The organism is Ectobacillus funiculus (assembly GCF_004138295.1).
GTDB classification, from domain to species: domain Bacteria; phylum Bacillota; class Bacilli; order Bacillales; family Bacillaceae_G; genus Ectobacillus; species Ectobacillus funiculus.
On the sequence record NZ_SCFM01000054.1, the window covers coordinates 1 to 18501 of the forward strand.

An 18501-nucleotide genomic window follows, 5' to 3' on the forward strand; every position below is an offset into this window, starting at 1 on the left:
TTGTCCATCGCTCAAAGGCGACTTTCATACTATATCATTTCGCGCTATTCATGTCAACAATCTTTTTTTATTCATTTTAGATTGTCTTGTTCTCAGCGACGAATACTAATATAACAATTAATCCATTCAAATGCAATAGTTTTTTATTGTTTTTTTATTTTCAAGAACTGCATAATTCTATCATATAAAGAAAACTCGCTGATTGGCGAGCCCTGCTCTTGGGCGAAGACAGAGGTGCAGTCGCACTTACACTTTATTCCTAAAATTTTTTGCTACGTCGAATGATCTTCCAGCTAGAAATTTATACTTTCTTAAAAGTGTAAAGAAAACTCACTGATTGACGTGCCCCGCTCTTGGACGAAGACAGAGGCGTAGCCCTACTTATACTGCATTCCTAAACCTTCCGACTACGTCAAATCCACTTCCAGCTAGAAATTCATACTTTCTTACGGTGCAAAAAAGCTTTGGAGAAACCTCCAAAGCTCAACCTTACTTATGTCTCATAAGAGGGAACAATAATACATCACGAATGGATGGAGAATTGGTCAATAGCATAACAAGACGATCAATCCCAATACCAAGTCCACCCGTAGGAGGCATACCGTACTCTAACGCCTCAATATAGTCATCATCCATCATATGAGCTTCATCATTTCCTTGCTCACGCTCTTTCAGTTGTGCCTCAAAACGCTCCTTCTGATCAATAGGATCGTTCAATTCAGTGAAGGCATTTGCATGCTCACGAGCTACGATGAATAATTCAAAACGATCAGTAAAGCGTGGATCTTCATCGTTCTTCTTTGCAAGTGGAGAAATCTCTACTGGATGACCGTAGATAAATGTAGGTTGAATTAAGTGCTCCTCTACCTTTTGCTCGAAGAATTCGTTAATAATGTGGCCTACTTCCATAGTATCTTTAATTTCAACATTATGCTCTTTGGCTAAAGCACGAGCTTCCTCTACACTCATCGGACCCCAGAAATCAGCACCACAGTATTGTTTAATAGCATCTACCATGTGGAGTCGTTTCCATTGCGGCTTTAAGTTTACCTCATATTCACCATATTTCACTGTTGTTGTTCCCAACACTTCTTGTGCAATATGAGCAATCAAATTCTCTGTAAGCTCCATGATGTCTTGATAGTCAGCATATGCTTCGTACAGCTCAATCATTGTAAATTCTGGATTGTGACGAGTCGAGATTCCCTCATTACGGAATACACGCCCAATTTCATATACCTTTTCCAAGCCGCCAACAATTAAACGTTTCAAATGAAGCTCAATTGCAATACGCATATAGAGTTCCATATCTAATGCATTGTGGTGCGTAATAAATGGACGCGCAGATGCCCCACCCGCAATCGCATGCATCATCGGAGTTTCTACTTCAAGATAACCATGATCATCCAAATATCTTCTCATCGCTTGAATAATTTTACTTCTTGCAATAAATGTTTGACGGCTCTCCATACTTGTAATCAAGTCCACATAACGTTGACGGTAACGCTGTTCAACATCCTTGAGGCCATGATACTTGTCCGGAAGCGGACGAAGTGACTTTGTCAACAAAGTAAAGTTTGTTACTTTTACAGAAAGCTCTCCTACCTTTGTTTTGAAGACAGTACCTTCTAGACCGACAAGATCCCCTAGGTCAGCTGTGTCAAATAGCTCGTATTGCTCTTCACCAACAGCATCCTGGCGAACGTACATTTGAATTTGTCCTTCTAAATCTTGAATATGTGCAAATCCAGCCTTCCCTTTACCGCGCTTCGTCATAATGCGACCAGCAAGTGAAACAACCGCATTCTTTTCTTCTAACTCTTCTTTTGACATCCCTTCAAACAACTCAAATAGCTGTTTTGTAGAATGGGTACGTTCAAAACGCTTTCCGAACGGATCAATCCCTTTTTCACGCAGATTATGTAACTTCTCCCGGCGCACTAGCAGCTGGTCATTTAACTCTTCGTGACTCATTTTATCAACTCCAGGCTTTCTTAAATTTTACAATATATACAGTATAGCATTTTCTCCGCAACCAGAAAAACTGCCAGCATTTCACCGGCAGTCTTCGACGTAATTATAGGCAGTATGTCTTGCATTGTCAAACACTTATCCTGCTTGTGCAGCATTCTCCTTGTTCTCAACTTCCTCTACAAAAGCAGTAAGAAGGGATACCATCTGCTCACGTGTATTACATTCATTTACAGAGTTGCGTACTCTTGCATTTCCGCGAACACTCTTAAGATACCAAGCGGCGTGCTTTCTCATCTCTTTTACGGCGATATTTTCATTTTTTAAGTCAATTAAGCGATCTAAATGAAGAATACACACATCAATCTTCTCACGAACACTTGGCTCTGCCATAAGCTCTCCCGTCTCTAAATACTTTACTGTACGGTAGATCATCCATGGGTTTCCTAGTGCAGCGCGGCCAATCATAACTCCGTTTACCCCAATTTCATCGAGCATACGCTTCGCATCCTGAGGCGTTTCCACATCTCCGTTTCCAATAACCGGGATATGAACCGCTTCTTTCACTTGTTTAATAATATTCCAGTCTGCTTTTCCTTCATACATCTGTGAACGAGTACGACCATGAACAGCAACAGCTTGCCCACCTGCGCGTTGTACAGCCAGCGCATTTTCTACTGCAAAGATATGATCTTCGTCCCAGCCGATGCGCATTTTCACTGTTACTGGCTTTTGAACCGCATCCACGACAGCCGCAACCATTTCGTAAACCTTATTTGGGTCTAGCAGCCATTTTGCTCCTGCATCACATTTTGTAATTTTAGGAACTGGACAACCCATATTAATATCAATAATATCAGCTGTTGTATTTTGATCCACAAACTTCGCAGCTTCTACAAGTGTTTCTTTTTCACCGCCGAAAATTTGCAAACTAAGCGGCTTTTCACGCTCATCAATATATAGCATATCCATGGTCTTCTGATTATTAAATAGAATGGCTTTATCACTTACCATTTCTGCACATACTAATCCTGCACCGAATTCCTTCACAGTTAAACGGAATGCGGAATTACATACACCTGCCATCGGCGCTAACACAACCGGATTCTTCATTTCAATGTTTCCGATCTTTAACATTTTATTTCCTCCCTTCTTATCTCTTGCTTCATAGATTATCTATAGAAACGTTCAAAACTTCTGTCCTCTGTTCATAAATCTTATAGAAACACACCTAACACTGTGCACATCCTTCAGCTTTCGAAAAGCCCAAGTACATCTTCCTCGTTTTTCTTCTTCCATACAACTACGCCCTCTTGCCTTCTCATCTCTTCTAATTGTGAAGGCGAAATCTTATAACTCAATTCAGCGTAAACCTCTAATAAAGGAATTAAAACGAAGGCACGTTCAAACATACGAGGATGAGGAACAATAAGATTCTCTGTTTCAATATTTTCGTGATTATACAGCAAAATGTCAAGGTCTATCGTTCTTGGTCCCCAATGAATTTCCCTTGTTCTTCCTAGATGATGCTCTATGTTTTGCATAGTTTGCAACAATTCGTCGGATTTCAGATTGGTAGAAATTTTTATAACGAGATTTAAGAATTTATCCTGCTCTGTATACCCGACAGGATCTGTTTGATAAATCGAGGAAACATCCTCGACCTCAATATCATGATGCTCCTGCAATAAAAGAACCGCCTCGCGCAAATGCCGGCAGCGGTCGCCTATGTTGGAGCCCAATCCTAAATATACTGTATTCTTCATAATCTTTCCCTCATAATTTCAACTGCTACGGAACGGTAATGCCCTGGAATTGGCGGATCCGGTTTAATAATCTTGACAGTGCATCGCTTTATAAGCGGATACTGTTTCAAAATATCTGCCGCAATATTCTCGGCAACAGCTTCTATCAACTGATAGGGCTTCCCTTCAACTACGTTCTTACATGTATTATAAAGCTCTCCATAGTTAACAGAATGATTCAAATCATCTGTTATCCCAGCTTCCTTTAAACTGAGCTCTACTGTTAAGTCCACTTTAAAGCGTTGTCCTAGCTTATTTTCTTCAGGAAAAACACCGTGATATCCATAAAACTCCATTTCATTGACAAAGATTTTATCCAATACGCTGCCCCCCCTTGCCAAGCATCGCATCCATCATTTTTGCCATTCTTGCCATTTCTAACACATCATGCACACGTACAATGTCACATCCCTTTTGAATACCGAGACAAACTGTTGCACCCGTACCTTCCATCCGTTCATCTACAGGTAAATCAAGAACATGGCCAATAAAGGTTTTTCTCGAGGTTGCAAGAAGAAGAGGGTAACCAAGGATAGTGAATTTTTCAAGATTTTGCATTACTTCCAAGTTATGCTCTGCTGTTTTTGCAAAACCAATACCTGGATCTAAAATAATGTTTTCATCTCGAACACCAGCTGCTTTTGCAATTTTGACGCTCTCATATAGGTCAGCTATCATGTCAGCAATTAAACTGTGATAATTCATATTATCGCGATTGTGCATTAAAATAATAGGTACCTCATAGTACGCTGCTATCTCTGCAATACGGGGTTCCGCCTTTGCTCCCCAAATATCATTAATTATGTGAGCTCCTGCTTCAACCGCCTGTTTTGCTACCTCAGCCTTATATGTGTCAATAGAAATAGGTACCCTTACCTCTTGTGCAACAGCCTTAATCATCGGCACTACACGACTCACTTCTTCCTCAACAGATATCTTCGTAAAGCCAGGTCGTGTAGACTCACCGCCAATATCAATGATGTCCGCTCCTTGCATAACCATTTCCTTTGCACGAGCAGCCGCTGCTTCAGCCACATTATAACGCCCGCCATCAGAAAAGGAATCCGGGGTAACATTTAAAATGCCCATAATGATTGTTTTTTCTGCTATATTTAACTCGTGTGAGCCGCAATGAATATTTGGTACTAACCCCAAACCTCAACCTCTCCTTTCACTCAATTCAAATTTACTCCAAAGCTTATGCCTATATTGTTGATAAGCTGCGATGAGCTGTCGTGTCAACTCTCCATTCTTACCCGGGAAAGCACGGGAACGAAGAGAACGAATCGGTACAATTTCTTGAATGGAGTTTGTAACGAAAATCTCATCACTCGTTAATAGCTCCTGCTCCGTAAACAGGCCTTCTTTATAGGAGATTCCCCGTTCCTTTGCGAGAGCAAGAATGAATTGCCGCGTAATCCCATTTAAAATCCCAGTTTCTAAAGACGGTGTATACAGTATTCCATTTTTGACAAAGAACACATTGGACACAATTCCTTCGGCCACGTATCCAGATTCAGTTAGGAAAATACCCTCTTTTCCGAGGTCTTGTCCAATTTCTCGTTTTCCCAGGATATTATTTAAATAATGGTGTGACTTAAGACGGACTGAACCCTCTGGTGTATTGCGTCTCTGCTCTAGGATAACCCCTTCTTTTTCTATAGCATCCCCGGCAGGAGGCAATGGCTTTATAAACACAATAATAGACGGCTGCTCATAAGCCTCCGTTTGCAAACCAATCTCTCCTGCCCCCGCAGAAACATTAAAGCGGATATATGCATTTCGAAAATCATTTCTCACAAGAAGTTCCTTGATAATTTCCCAAGCCTCGTCCATCGTCATATGCCATTCAACATGTAAACAGGAAAGAGCGGTTGTAAGCCGCTCATAATGATCTTGAAATAAAAACGCATGACCCTCATAAATACGAAATGTTTCGAACACCCCAAGTCCGTATAAATACCCATGGTCATATGGGGAAATTACAGCTTCACTACTTTCAACAAACTGCCCATTTACATAAATCAGCATACCGTCTTGCTCCGGCTATAATATGCAATAAAATTTTGCAAAAGCTCCTTGCCATGTGACGTCATAATGGATTCCGGATGAAACTGCACCCCTTCAACCGGGAGCTCTTTATGACGAATTCCCATAATTTCACCCTCTTCTGTCCACGAAGAAACCTCTAAACAATCCGGTAATGTTTCCTTCTTCACAATAAGAGAATGGTAACGAGTCGCATGAAACGGGTTGGGAATACCTTGAAAAAGAGTTTTGCCGTCATGGTACATAAGTGATGTTTTACCATGCATAAGCCGGTCCGCTCTTACTACATCACCGCCAAACACTTGGGCAATGGATTGATGTCCTAAACACACACCAAGAATAGGGATTTTTCCCGCAAAATGCTCAATTACCCGCAAACTAATCCCCGCTTCATTTGGACTGCACGGCCCTGGCGAAACCATTAAAAAGGAAGGTGCTAATTCCTCTATTTCACCAATGGTCACCTCATCATTTCGTTTCACAACAAGTTCTTGTCCAAGTTCTCCGAGAAATTGGACAAGATTAAATGTAAAGGAATCATAATTATCAATCATTAGAATCATCTATGCTCACCTTACCGTTTCTTCACTTCGTTCTTTCGCACGCCATAAAGCAATCGCCTTCTTTAGCGATTCTTTGTACTCATTCTTTGGATTCGAGTCAATTACAATGCCTGCCCCAGCCTGCACATATGCCTGGCCATCCTTAGCAAGGAGAGTACGAATAACAATATTAAGTTCCATGTCTCCTGAATAACCAATCCAGCCAATAGATCCCGTATAAATCCCTCTTCGTACAGGCTCAAGTTCTTCAATGATTTCCATCGTCCGAATTTTAGGAGCTCCCGTAATGGTCCCCCCCGGAAAGACAGCTTTTACAATATGGAACGCATCCTTATCCTTTTGTAATGTACCTTTTACATTCGATACGATATGCATCACATGTGAATATTTCTCAATCACCATAAATTCATCAACATTTACAGTTCCATACTCACATACACGTCCAAGATCATTTCGCTCTAAATCCACAAGCATAACATGCTCTGCACGTTCTTTTTCGTTTTCAATTAATTCTCTTGCCAAGGCCTCATCCTCAGCCTCATCCTTACCGCGTGAACGGGTTCCTGCAATAGGTCTTGTACTAACCTCCATCCCTGCCTTTTTAATGAGCAGCTCTGGTGAACCGCTGACAATTTGGAAATCAGACAATTCTAAATACCCCATATAGGGAGATGGATTAATTTCTCGGAGGCTTGTGTAAATTTCCATTGGATGAGAGCTAAGAGGCTGGGATTGACGAACAGATAAGTTCACTTGAAATACATCACCAGCTGCAATATATTCTTGCACACGCTTAGCAGCATCTATAAATCCCTCTTCGGTAAAAGAAACGGTTGCCTCCTCATCCGAAACATTCTCTATTTCATTAAACACAGTCGGAATTTCCTGTGTCCACATAGCCTTTAACTCTTCTAAGTACTTCCTCGCAGCGTCTTGTTCTGTATCATAATGAGTAATCAGCCATAACAGCTGCTCCTGCTTATCATACACAAAAACATCATCAAAAACTAAAAAGAACACATCCGGAATATTTAAATCATCCTCTGCTATCGACGGAAGCTTTTCAATATAACGGATACAATCATAGCTAAAATATCCTATCGCTCCTCCATGAAACGGTGGATAACTAGCATTCGGCGCCGTGCTTCTTTGCTCCATATAACTCTTCATTAAATCAAGCGGATTTCCGCTTAGAACAGTTTCATTCTCCCCTTCTCTAATGCGTAACTCCTCGCCTTTTCCACGCAAAACCGCAACTGCATCTAAACCAGCGATGCTGTATCGACCACCACGTCCACTCTCAAGGATGACATGGTATTCTTTGTTTTGTGATAAGAACTTATATTGATGAAAAAAGGAGCGGCTATAAGGGATAGAGACCGCTAAGGCTGTTCTTTGCATACCTACACCTCATTCGTTTTATTGCTACTATTTATTCTACACGAAGTTGTCTAACTGTTTCACTTTTTTCACTGCCGAAGTACAGAAAAAAGTGAAGCATCTGAAAGAGGTAATGATGTAAGCCTTCTCATTAAACTAATGTTTCCTCTTTAATAGCCCCCCTTATACAGTAAACTCAATTTTATATAAGAAATTTATACTTTACCTAAAGCAAAAGAAAAACAGGGCATCCCAAACGACGGAACACCCTGTTAGAAATGCTTCAGCTAGGCGCGCAATGATTGCGAAACCCATTTGAAGTAAGTATAAAATTAAGATTCAAATTGATAAAGTGGTGTACTTAGATAACGTTCCCCGTTGCTTGGGATAATCGCAAGTACTTTCTTTCCTTTACCAAGCTTCTTTGCTGTTTGCAACGCAGCGTAAACAGCTGCACCAGAAGAAATCCCAACAAGAATTCCCTCTTCACGACCCATTCTTCTTGCATACTCGAATGCTTGGTCATTTGTTACTTGAATCACTTCATCATACACTTCTGTGTTTAATGTATCAGGAATAAACCCTGCGCCAATTCCTTGAATTTTGTGTGGACCTGGCTTACCTCCAGACAATACTGGAGAGTCAGTTGGCTCTACCGCACAAATCTTAATGTTCGGATATTTTTCTTTTAATACGCTGCCAGCACCAGAGATTGTTCCGCCTGTACCGATACCAGAAATAAAAGCATCTAATTGATCGCCCATTTGCTCAACGATTTCTGGCCCTGTTGTTAAACGGTGTACTTCAGGATTTGCAATGTTTTTAAATTGCTGCGGCATGAAGTAGCCATTTTCCTTTGACAATTCTTCAGCTTTACGGATAGCTCCGCCCATACCTTCTGGTCCTGGAGTTAATACAAGATCAGCTCCGTAAGCACGCAATAGGTTACGACGTTCCATACTCATTGTTTCTGGCATAACAAGAATTGCCTTATAGCCTTTTGCTGCAGCTACCATCGCTAAACCAATCCCAGTATTTCCACTTGTTGGCTCAACAATTGTATCACCAGGCTTTAACGTGCCATCTTGTTCTGCTGCTTCAATCATTGCGAGACCAATACGGTCTTTTACACTGCTGCCAGGATTCATGAATTCTAACTTTACATATACTTCAGCGCTATCCTCTTCAACAAGACGGTTTAACTTTACAATCGGTGTTTGTCCGATTAATTCTGAAACAGAATTTGCTACTTTCATCTCCGCCACCCCTAATACCGAGTATTTTTATTGGTTTTATTCTATTTTTACAAATAAATCTTTATTTGTCAATTGATGTTTCTTATTATTCAGCTTCTTTTTTTCTATAGACTTTCAATAAGTGAAGTTAAATCTTCTTGAGTAAATAGATACTTCTCATTACAGAAATGACAATGTACCTCTGTTTGCTCTTCTTCTTCACGAACTTGCTCGAGTTCAGCTCTTCCTAAACTTAGAAGCACACTCTCAATACGCTCGCGCGAACATGTGCAGCGGAAAGCTATATCCATCTTCTCCAAAACCTTTACATTTTCCTTCCCTAATACCTCAGATAAAATTTCTTCTGGCATCAGCCCTTGCTCCACAAGCTTAGAGATAGGAGGAATGGTTTGAAGACGCTGTTCAATGAAGGAAATGGTCTTCTCCTCTGCTCCTGGCATGATTTGCAGAATAAACCCGCCAGCTGCTTTAATGGTATCATCACCATTTACAAGAATCCCTACACCTACAGATGCAGGTGTTTGCTCTGAAACCGCAAAATAATAGGTGAAGTCTTCTCCAAGCTCTCCTGATACAATGGGAACTTGTCCAATAAAGGGCTCACGCATTCCAATATCCTTAATGACAGTGAGAAAGCCTTCTGTACCAACTGCTTGATATACACGCAGCTTCCCATGCTCATTAGATTCAAAATCAACATGCGGGTTAGCTACATAGCCTCGCACTTCGCCTTTTGGATTTGCATCAATTAAAATATGGCCTAATGGGCCGTTTCCTTCAATTTTAATCGTTAATTTCTGGTCGCCCTTGAGCATAGCTCCCATCATCGCGCCTGCTGTTAAAGCGCGCCCTAAAGCTGCTGATGCTGTTCTCCATGTATCATGGCGCCGCTGCGCTTCACTGACAGTTTCTGTTGTCAGAGCACTATATGCTCGCACCTCGCCACCAAATGCCAGTGCCTTGACTAAATAATCTTTCATAGATGTTCACCCTTCTCAAGCTGCAAATTTGCATTACGCTCATATAGAATATGCAGACCTTTTAACGTTAGGAATGGATCAACAATATCAATGATATTTGATTCCTCCGCAATTAGTTTAGCCAATCCTCCAGTTGCAATTACAAGAGGTTCTTTTTGTGCTTCTGCCTTCATACGCCCTACAATTCCTTCTACCTGTCCAACATACCCGTACAAAATACCAGACTGCATGGCACTTACTGTATTTTTACCGATTACATCCTGTGGTCTTGTAATTTCAATACGCGGTAGCTTTGCTGCTCTTGTATATAAAGCCTCCGCTGATATCATAATTCCAGGAGTAATAGCCCCTCCCATATAATGCTTATTTTCATTAATATAACAATATGTAGTTGCTGTTCCAAAGTCGACTATAATAAGCGGATTTCCGTAGAGTTGAATACCAGCTACCGCATTCACAATACGATCAGCTCCAACCTCTTTTGGATTGTCATATTTAATATTTAGGCCTGTTTTAATTCCTGGTCCTACAACGAGCGGTTTTAGCTTAAAATATTTTTCGCACATTCTTTCAAGTGCAAACATAATAGGCGGCACGACCGAAGAAATGATAATTCCTGTAATATCGTGAAATGTAATGCCTTCGTAAGCAAGAAGCTCCTTTACAAGAATTCCGTATTCATCCTCTGTTTTATGGCGATTTGTTTCAATTCGCCAATGCTGACGTAATTGTCCGCCTTCAAACACTCCTAATACAGCATTTGTATTCCCTACATCTAATACAAAAATCATGATCTCACCACTTATCCTAAATTTTTATATATATAGCAATTATAACTAGTCTTTCTCTATATTGTACCTAATTTATTTCGCTTTCACTGCATAAAAAGGTAATTGTTACGTTATGGATTGAGAAAATAGACTTTCATCAGCTAGCAGGGCACGTATTTAATAAAGAAACTCGCCGATTGGCAAGCCCTGCCCTTGGGCGAAGACAAAGGCGTAGTTGCACCTACACTACATCCCTAAAACTCCGGCCACCTCGAATGACTTCTAGCTGGAGGCTATCCTCTCCTACATTCGAAACAAAAAGGAGTGACATGACGTCACTCCTTCTCTTTAGGCTCTTCAGCACCTGGCTCTTCTTTTTTTGCGGAGATATTGACCTTCACATCATCAGCATATGAGCTTTTCTTACGCTCCGGCAACACACCGTTATCGTACAAGCCCCTAATCTGCTCCGCATCAAGAGTTTCCACTTCAAGCAATGTTTTCGCAATGATTTCAAGCTTGTCGCGCTTATCTGTTAAAATTTCCTTTGCACGCGCATAGCTTTCTTTCATAATACGCTGAATTTCCATATCAATTTCGTGCGCAATTGCATCACTATAGTTTTGTTCGGAATGGAAATCCCTGCCAAGGAATACTTGCCCCTGCGGACTACCAAATTGCATTGGTCCAAGCTTATCACTCATACCAAACTCTGTTACCATTCGTCTTGCAATACCTGTCGCACGCTGGAAGTCGTTATGAGCTCCTGTACTAACCTCACCGAATACGATATCCTCTGCGACACGACCGCCAAGTAAACCAACAATCTTATCAAGCAATTCTGGTTTTGTCATAAAGTAACGATCTTCCTTTGGAAGCATAACAGCATAGCCACCTGCTTGACCACGTGGGACAATTGTTACCTTGTGTACCATATCAGCTTCATCTAGCACCATTCCAATTACTGTATGGCCTGCTTCATGATACGCAACAATATTTCGCTCTTTTTCAGAGATTACTCGGCTTTTCTTAGCTGGACCAGCAATTACACGATCTGTCGCTTCATCAATATCTGTCATATCAATTCGTTTCTTATTTTGACGAGCTGCCACAAGAGCTGCCTCATTTAATAAGTTCTCAAGATCGGCACCGGAAAATCCTGGTGTACGCGCTGCAATTGCTCTTAAATCTACTGTATCATCAAGAGGCTTATTACGCGCATGTACTTTAAGGACTGCTTCACGACCATTTACGTCTGGACGATCTACCGTAATTTGACGGTCAAAACGCCCCGGACGCAGTAAGGCTGGATCCAAAATATCTGGTCTATTCGTTGCAGCGACAATAATAATGCCTTCATTAGCACCGAACCCGTCCATCTCTACAAGCAACTGGTTTAAGGTTTGCTCGCGCTCATCATGACCGCCGCCTAGACCTGCACCACGCTGACGGCCTACAGCATCAATTTCATCAATAAAAATAATACAAGGGGCATTTTTCTTCGCGTTTTCGAATAAATCACGAACACGGGAAGCACCGACGCCGACAAACATCTCTACAAAGTCAGAACCACTAATAGAGAAGAATGGTACACCAGCTTCACCCGCCACAGCTCTCGCAAGAAGTGTTTTACCTGTTCCCGGAGGGCCTACTAATAACACACCTTTCGGGATACGAGCGCCGAGCTCTGCAAACTTGCGTGGATCCTTCAAAAATTCTACAACCTCTACAAGTTCTTGTTTCTCTTCATCGGCACCTGCTACATCTCTAAAGCGTACCTTTTTCTTATCATCGTTATATAGCTTCGCCTTACTTTTCCCAAAATTCATCACACGGCTTCCTCCGCCCTGCGCCTGATTTAAAAGGAAAAAGAAAAGGATGAAGATAATAACAAACGGAATGATAGAAGTAAAGAACGTCACCCATGCACTTGTTTCTTCTGCAGGTTGATAATCAATCTTTGTATTCTTTACCTTTTCGTTAATTTTTCTTTGTAATTCCTCAGTATTCGGGGCATATGTAACGAAGTAATCTTCTTGACTAGAATCACTAAATTGTCCCTTTACCTCAAATACACCGCCGTTTTTAGGCTGGAGTTCAACGCTGCGTACTTCTCCGCCCTCCAATCTAGAAACGAATGTGTCATAGCTAATCGATTTTGTTTGCTGAGTAGAACCGTTAAAGTAGCTCACAACACCGATTACAACAAGGAATATAAGTAAATAAAAGATGGTATTACGGAAGATGCGATTCATCCCTGACCTCCTCTCACAGCATACACACTTATAGTAAATAGTAACATAGAAAAACCTTCCTATCCAAATGTAAAGCCTTCATAATATTAATTTGAATAAACGCTTGGTTTTAATACCCCAATATAGGGAAGGTTGCGATATTGTTCTCTGTAATCTAAGCCGTAGCCGACAACAAATGCGTTTGGCACTTGAAAACCTACATAATTTGCTTCAATATCCACTTTTCGTCCTGACGGCTTATCCAATAATGTGACAATTTTCACGGACTTAGCTTTACGGTACTTAAATAGATCCACGAGGTAGCTTAATGTAAGTCCACTGTCAATAATATCTTCTACAATTAAGATATCCCGTCCTTCTACAGAAGTATCAAGATCCTTTAAAATTTTCACTTCACCGCTAGACGTTGTAGAATTTCCATAGCTGGAAACTGCCATAAAGTCCATTTCAAGATATGTCTCTACACGTTTTAAAAGATCTGCCATAAAAGGCATAGCACCTTTCAGTACTCCAACAGCTAAAGGAAGAGTGCCCTTATAATCCTCTGTAATAGTAGCACCAAGTTCTTTAAGCTTTTGTTGTATTTCTTCCTCTGAAATGAGTACTTGCTCAATATCTTGATTCATCATCTGCTTATCCTCCTAGAAGACTCCTTGCTTTTGTAACGAATAATTATGTAACCTTTTTCTTCATCAGCCTTTTCTGAAATTACTGATGCTTGCTTCAGTAAAGGCAGCCAAAGAATTGTTCCTTTTGCATCACAAACGATAGGCCATTCCTCTCTCTTGTGTATTGGTATCTTTTCTTCAATAAAGATAGCTTTTATCTTTTTGGAACCATTCATACCTTTAACATGCATGCGGTCTCCATTCATTCTGGAACGAACAACAAGAGGAGTAGAAACAACGCCTTTCGGTGCAACAAATACAGCACCATCGTTTGGATAAAGAACTTCCTTACTAAATTCTGCTATCAATTCATCACCGTTTGGCAAAATGATTGTCCCAGGGACGGACATCATATAAGAGAAAGGAACGGCTTTCTCTTCTAAAAATCCAAAGCTACATTCTTCATATGTACGAGTTACTTTCAGTCCTTCTGGAAAATCTAGAGATCCTGAAGGATGGGAACGCTTTAGAAAAGACAGTACTTGCTCAATATGTATAGAAGATAGTGATGAAGGAAGCTTAGAATTATAAAGATAGTTTAATATTAGTTGAATCCCTCTCCTTTGTAAAGGCATAGGCAATGATTCAAAGTCAGGAATTGACAGTACAACCTGTATTTTGGTTTCTTTTCTAATTACTTTATTCATTCTTTGGATGGCTAATTCCTGCAAATAGTCTTCATCCTCTTGAATAAACTTGCTAAAATTTTGAAACTTTTCATGCACACCAGGGTTTTCTTCTTTTAGACGAGGAAGAACATATTTACGAAACCGATTTCTTGTGTATGTATCTTTATCATTGCTTGGATCCACACGAGGAACAATTCCCTTATTATAGCAATATTGTTCAATCTCTTGTTTTGTTACAGCTAAAAAGGGCCGTATGATCATACCATGACTGAATGCTCTCTTTACTGACATACCCGCATAACCTTTCATACTGCTGCCCCTTACAAGTCGCATGAGGATCGTCTCAACTTGGTCATCGCCATGATGGCCAAGTGCAAGGGCATTTGCCTTATATTTGTTCATTACCTCTTCTAAGAAACGATAGCGGCACTCTCTTGCAGCAGTTTGAGCTCCAAGGTGATGCTCCTTCTGATAAGCAGCCACAGGAATTCGAGCGGATTCAAATGGGACCTGAAGCTGTTCGCATATACTGCGTACATAAAGAAGATCCTGCCATGACTCTTCTCCTCGAAACATATGATCCACATGTGCTACAACGATAAAGAGATCCTCCCTCTCTTTTCGTTCCATTAAATAATACAATAACGCAAGCGAGTCAACTCCTCCTGAAACAGCAACAACTACCTTCTCACCGGCATTAAGCATTTCATGTTTTGCTACAAAGGCATCTACTTTCCGAACAAATTCATCCTTCAATATTATAATCACCCTTCATCGATTAAAACCTATTAAGCCTATAAGCATAATCGTACCACTTTTTATGATTTGTCTGCAAAAGAAACACCCGCAACAAATTTTACAAATATCGATAAAGAAAACTCGCCGATTGGCGAGCCCTGCTCTTGGGCGAAGACAGAGGCGTAGTTGCACTTATACTGTGTTCCTAAAATTTCCGACTACGTCGAATTCACTTCCAGCTGGAAATTTATACTTTCCTACAGTGTAAAGAAAACTCGCCGACTGAGGAGCCCACTCTTGGGTGAAGACAGAGGCGTAGCGACACTTATACCGTGCTCCTAAAATTTCCGGATACGTCGAATCTGCTTTAGCTGGAAATGTATACTCCCTCTTATATTGTAAACACAAAGAAGACCCGAGGTTTGCACCTTGGATCTTCGCCAATGCTTTCCATGTCTAGCCATGAAAGAACCCAGCAACATTTCGTACCCCATCCTATTACTATCTTTGACGGAGAAAACAATTTTTATACATCCTATGCTTGTTTACTAAACACCGGAATGGTTGCCCATTTCGGCATTGTTTTATCTACCTTGGCTACTACTACTGTCATATCATCTTCAATAAAGCCATTGCGAGAGCGAATGACTTCCTCCATTAAAATGTCCGCAATTTCCTGTGGATCCTCCGTCTGCAGTTCTTTAACTTTTCGTTTCATCCACATCTCATGATTTTCCACATGCTTCGGCCCCTCAAAGATGCCATCACTCATCATAATGAGAATATCCCCCATTTTAAGTTGCTCACTTACTACATCAACTTCAAAATCTTGGATCATCCCCATTGGCAAATTACTTGCTTCTATTTTAATCACACGATCACCACGTTTTACAAAGCTTGGTGTAGAGCCGATTTTTAAAAATTTGGCACTGGCGTCCCGCAAATCAATCATGGCCAAATCTAATGTGGTAAAAATCTCTTCGGTCGTTCTTAGTGATAAAATAGAGTTAATCGATTTGATGGCAATGGTCTCATCAATACCAGATTGGAGAATTTTTTGCAGAAGCTTTAACGTTTCTTTGCTTTCGCGATGCGCCCGCTCCCCATTTCCCATTCCATCGCTAATAGCTATTGCATATTTTCCAATGCTCAGCTCCATCGTAGAGTAAGAATCACCGGATACAAGTCCGCCCCCTTTCGCAGCGGTAGCAAGTCCCGTATCAATAGAAAAAGTTTTTGCTGAACCAAAACATACATTACTATAACCATTTGGATACTGTGAGGGCTCTTCAAGCTTTACAACAATTGTTTCCTTGAGAATATCCGATAACATCGGCGCAAGCAGTTTTTCACATTCACCACGCTGATTTGATGCAGTTGGAATTGTCATTTCTATATCAACATTGCCTTGGTCAAGACAATAAATATCTACATGTCCAATCTCTATCCCAAATTCTCGAAATGCTTCGAGAATTTGTTCTTCCTGTATTTGATGATTCTCCTTCTCTCTCTGGATTTCTTTAGCGAAATCCTCCATTACCTTCGATACACCAAGAAGCTGCTCTGCAACAAGACGGCGACCCTCCATCATTTGTTTCTTCAGCTTCTGTTCATTATAAAAATGAAACAACTCTTGATTGATTAACTCTGTTACGCGTGTTCCTCTAACACAATATTTATCCCATTCTCTCATTAACTTCGTATTTCTTTGCAGAGTCCCTTCCTGTGTTTCCTGCATAATCTCCCGTAAATAATCATAGGTCTTATCAAAATTCACTGCCCAGCACTGCTCTCGCTTAAAGCATGTTTGGCATGTTTTTGCCGTAATACCGCTTAAAAATATATCAGCTTCCTTCTCTTGATCCTCTTCCTCTACATACCCATAAACAGCAAAGCTACCAGATAGCGCTTGAAATACATTAGCAAATTGCGTAATTTTATTTGATGTAACATCACGCATACGGCGTAAATATTGCTGTTGATCTGTTGAATGCTCATTTGTTCCAGGGACAAACTTTGCAAGTTTCTCCATTATAAATTTTGGAGTGAGAAGAAACATGATAATGGCAACCACTGACTCTAACAGCGTCACTGCTATATCCGCCTGCTTGTCTACATAAAGAGCAATCAAGCTTGTCCCAATTAAAAGTCCTAATCCGACCCCAATACGCTTCCCTTCCTTCAATAGGCCTCCCAAAAGCCCGGAAAAGGCAAGCAAACTAAGCTGATATAAACTGGCGACATTTGCAAGACTTAAAATCAAACCTGTCACTACTCCTACCGTCGAACCAATTGTAGCTCCAGCCACATATGCCGCCAACAGGACAAGATATCTAGTGAATATATGCTGAATCGATAAGTGATATAAAAACCAGTCTGTTGTTCCTGTCAAAACGGAAGCTAGTAAAATGATTAAACAAACAATTTCTTCCGTTTCTAGAGATTGCTGTTTCCCTTTCCGTTCCGTAAGTAGGGGAACGCTTTGTAAAAAAATCATCGTTAATACAAAACTCAAGCCCGCTTCAATTGTGCTCATAAATACGTCATATAGGATTAAGGACCCCTGCTGAAAATATACAACAGACAGATGAGCTGTTAATGCAGAGAGAAATACTTGAAATGGCACAAGCCCCACAGTTTTTGTTGTAAATCTGCCAAAAACAATATTGTATATGAAGAACATAAAGATAGAGGCAAAGGTGAAGGTTGTGTTTTCAATCGATACAGTAAAGGCTCCCCCCATAACAGCGAGAAAAGCTAATGCTATTTTATCTCGCTTCATAATATACACAGCTGCAAAAAATGGAAGAGCAAATGGTAAAATATTTGTTAGGATATATGCACGCCCCAAAAGAAAGCCTACCAACGCAATAACAAATCCCCAGCGGAAGAAAACATGTTCCACCCATGTTTTCAGCTTGCTTGTCCAACGTGAGAGGGCTAGCGGTCCACGATTCATAGCCACTAAGTCAGAGTTCGGATTGACAGTATTTTTTCCTGTCCTTGACATACTCTTAACACCACCCGCATAATTTATTAATTGTAATTATAAATGGTATAAAGGGTAAATTTTGTCAAAATAACAGAAACTAATTTCAGAATTGTTCGACTTTTTAATAGAAATCCTTCCATTTCTATACATAAACAGTTAGACTATCATAAATTATTTGTAATATCTTTAGAGGAATCGTCTTTTTTGACTAATAGCATCGAATACAAGGTATATTTATTTTGAAGAATCCAAGAATCTGTAAGATGGGGCAAACAAGAAACAATGTTTAGAAAGCAAGCTTGTTCACAAAGAAGAACGAAGAGGGGAATTAATATAAAGAAAACCTGCCGACTGGCGAGCCGTGCCCTTTAGCGAAGGCGTAGCTGCACTTATACTGTATTCCTAAAATTTCTCGCTACGTCGAATGGTCTTCCAGCTAGAAATT

14 protein-coding genes and 1 pseudogene are annotated in these 18501 nt (G+C 40.5%); all 15 read right to left on the reverse strand.

All coding sequences use genetic code 11. The features are described from left to right. Positions 1-489: 489 nt before the first annotated feature. Positions 490-1974, reverse strand: coding sequence for a lysine--tRNA ligase (lysS, locus tag EP737_RS21635; RefSeq protein WP_129730888.1), 1485 nt, complete (start codon positions 1972-1974; stop codon positions 490-492). A 135-nt stretch (positions 1975-2109) separates the two neighbouring features. After that, entirely contained in the window at positions 2110-3108 is a 999-nt protein-coding gene (dusB, locus tag EP737_RS21640; protein WP_129730890.1) for a tRNA dihydrouridine synthase DusB, read from the reverse strand. Between the two features lie 113 nt (positions 3109-3221). Continuing rightward, positions 3222-3737, reverse strand: a complete 516-nt coding sequence (gene folK / locus EP737_RS21645) for a 2-amino-4-hydroxy-6-hydroxymethyldihydropteridine diphosphokinase (protein WP_129730892.1) — start codon at positions 3735-3737, stop codon at positions 3222-3224. After that, positions 3734-4096, reverse strand: coding sequence for a dihydroneopterin aldolase (gene folB / locus EP737_RS21650; RefSeq protein WP_129730894.1), 363 nt, complete (start codon positions 4094-4096; stop codon positions 3734-3736). The genes folK and folB overlap by 4 nt, the downstream gene beginning before the upstream one ends. Further along, a pseudogene (folP, locus tag EP737_RS21655) lies at positions 4089-4892 on the reverse strand (dihydropteroate synthase); the annotation flags it as partial. The gene folB and the pseudogene folP, both read right to left, overlap by 8 nt. 42 nt (positions 4893-4934) lie before the next feature. After that, positions 4935-5807: an aminodeoxychorismate lyase gene (pabC, locus tag EP737_RS21660; RefSeq protein ID WP_129730896.1), complete on the reverse strand. Its 873-nt coding sequence runs from the start codon at positions 5805-5807 to the stop codon at positions 4935-4937. Continuing rightward, entirely contained in the window at positions 5801-6388 is a 588-nt protein-coding gene (pabA, locus tag EP737_RS21665) for an aminodeoxychorismate/anthranilate synthase component II (protein WP_129730898.1), read from the reverse strand. Before pabA ends, pabC begins: the two co-directional genes overlap by 7 nt. Before the next feature lie 6 nt (positions 6389-6394). Next, entirely contained in the window at positions 6395-7789 is a 1395-nt protein-coding gene (gene pabB / locus EP737_RS21670; RefSeq protein WP_129730900.1) for an aminodeoxychorismate synthase, component I, read from the reverse strand. 311 nt (positions 7790-8100) lie between these two features. Beyond that, entirely contained in the window at positions 8101-9024 is a 924-nt protein-coding gene (gene cysK, locus EP737_RS21675) for a cysteine synthase A (protein WP_129730902.1), read from the reverse strand. Positions 9025-9128: 104 nt separating this feature from the next. After that, positions 9129-10004, reverse strand: coding sequence for an Hsp33 family molecular chaperone HslO (gene hslO, locus EP737_RS21680; protein ID WP_129730904.1), 876 nt, complete (start codon positions 10002-10004; stop codon positions 9129-9131). Next, positions 10001-10795 (reverse strand): type III pantothenate kinase, encoded by a 795-nt coding sequence (locus tag EP737_RS21685; RefSeq protein WP_129730907.1) that lies wholly within the window; start codon positions 10793-10795, stop codon positions 10001-10003. The genes hslO and EP737_RS21685 overlap by 4 nt, the downstream gene beginning before the upstream one ends. Before the next feature lie 314 nt (positions 10796-11109). Further along, the gene (gene ftsH / locus EP737_RS21690) at positions 11110-13029 is read right to left on the reverse strand and encodes an ATP-dependent zinc metalloprotease FtsH (RefSeq protein ID WP_129730909.1); all 1920 of its coding nucleotides are present in this window, start codon (positions 13027-13029) and stop codon (positions 11110-11112) included. An 86-nt stretch (positions 13030-13115) separates the two neighbouring features. Further along, on the reverse strand, positions 13116-13658 hold the full coding sequence (hpt, locus tag EP737_RS21695; protein WP_129730911.1) for a hypoxanthine phosphoribosyltransferase: 543 nt from the start codon (positions 13656-13658) through the stop codon (positions 13116-13118). Beyond that, positions 13655-15082 (reverse strand): tRNA lysidine(34) synthetase TilS, encoded by a 1428-nt coding sequence (gene tilS / locus EP737_RS21700; protein WP_129730913.1) that lies wholly within the window; start codon positions 15080-15082, stop codon positions 13655-13657. Before tilS ends, hpt begins: the two co-directional genes overlap by 4 nt. A 517-nt stretch (positions 15083-15599) precedes the next feature. Beyond that, a complete protein-coding gene (gene spoIIE, locus EP737_RS21705; protein WP_129730915.1) occupies positions 15600-18074 on the reverse strand; it encodes a stage II sporulation protein E in 2475 nt (824 codons plus the stop codon). Between the last annotated feature and the right edge of the window lie 427 nt (positions 18075-18501).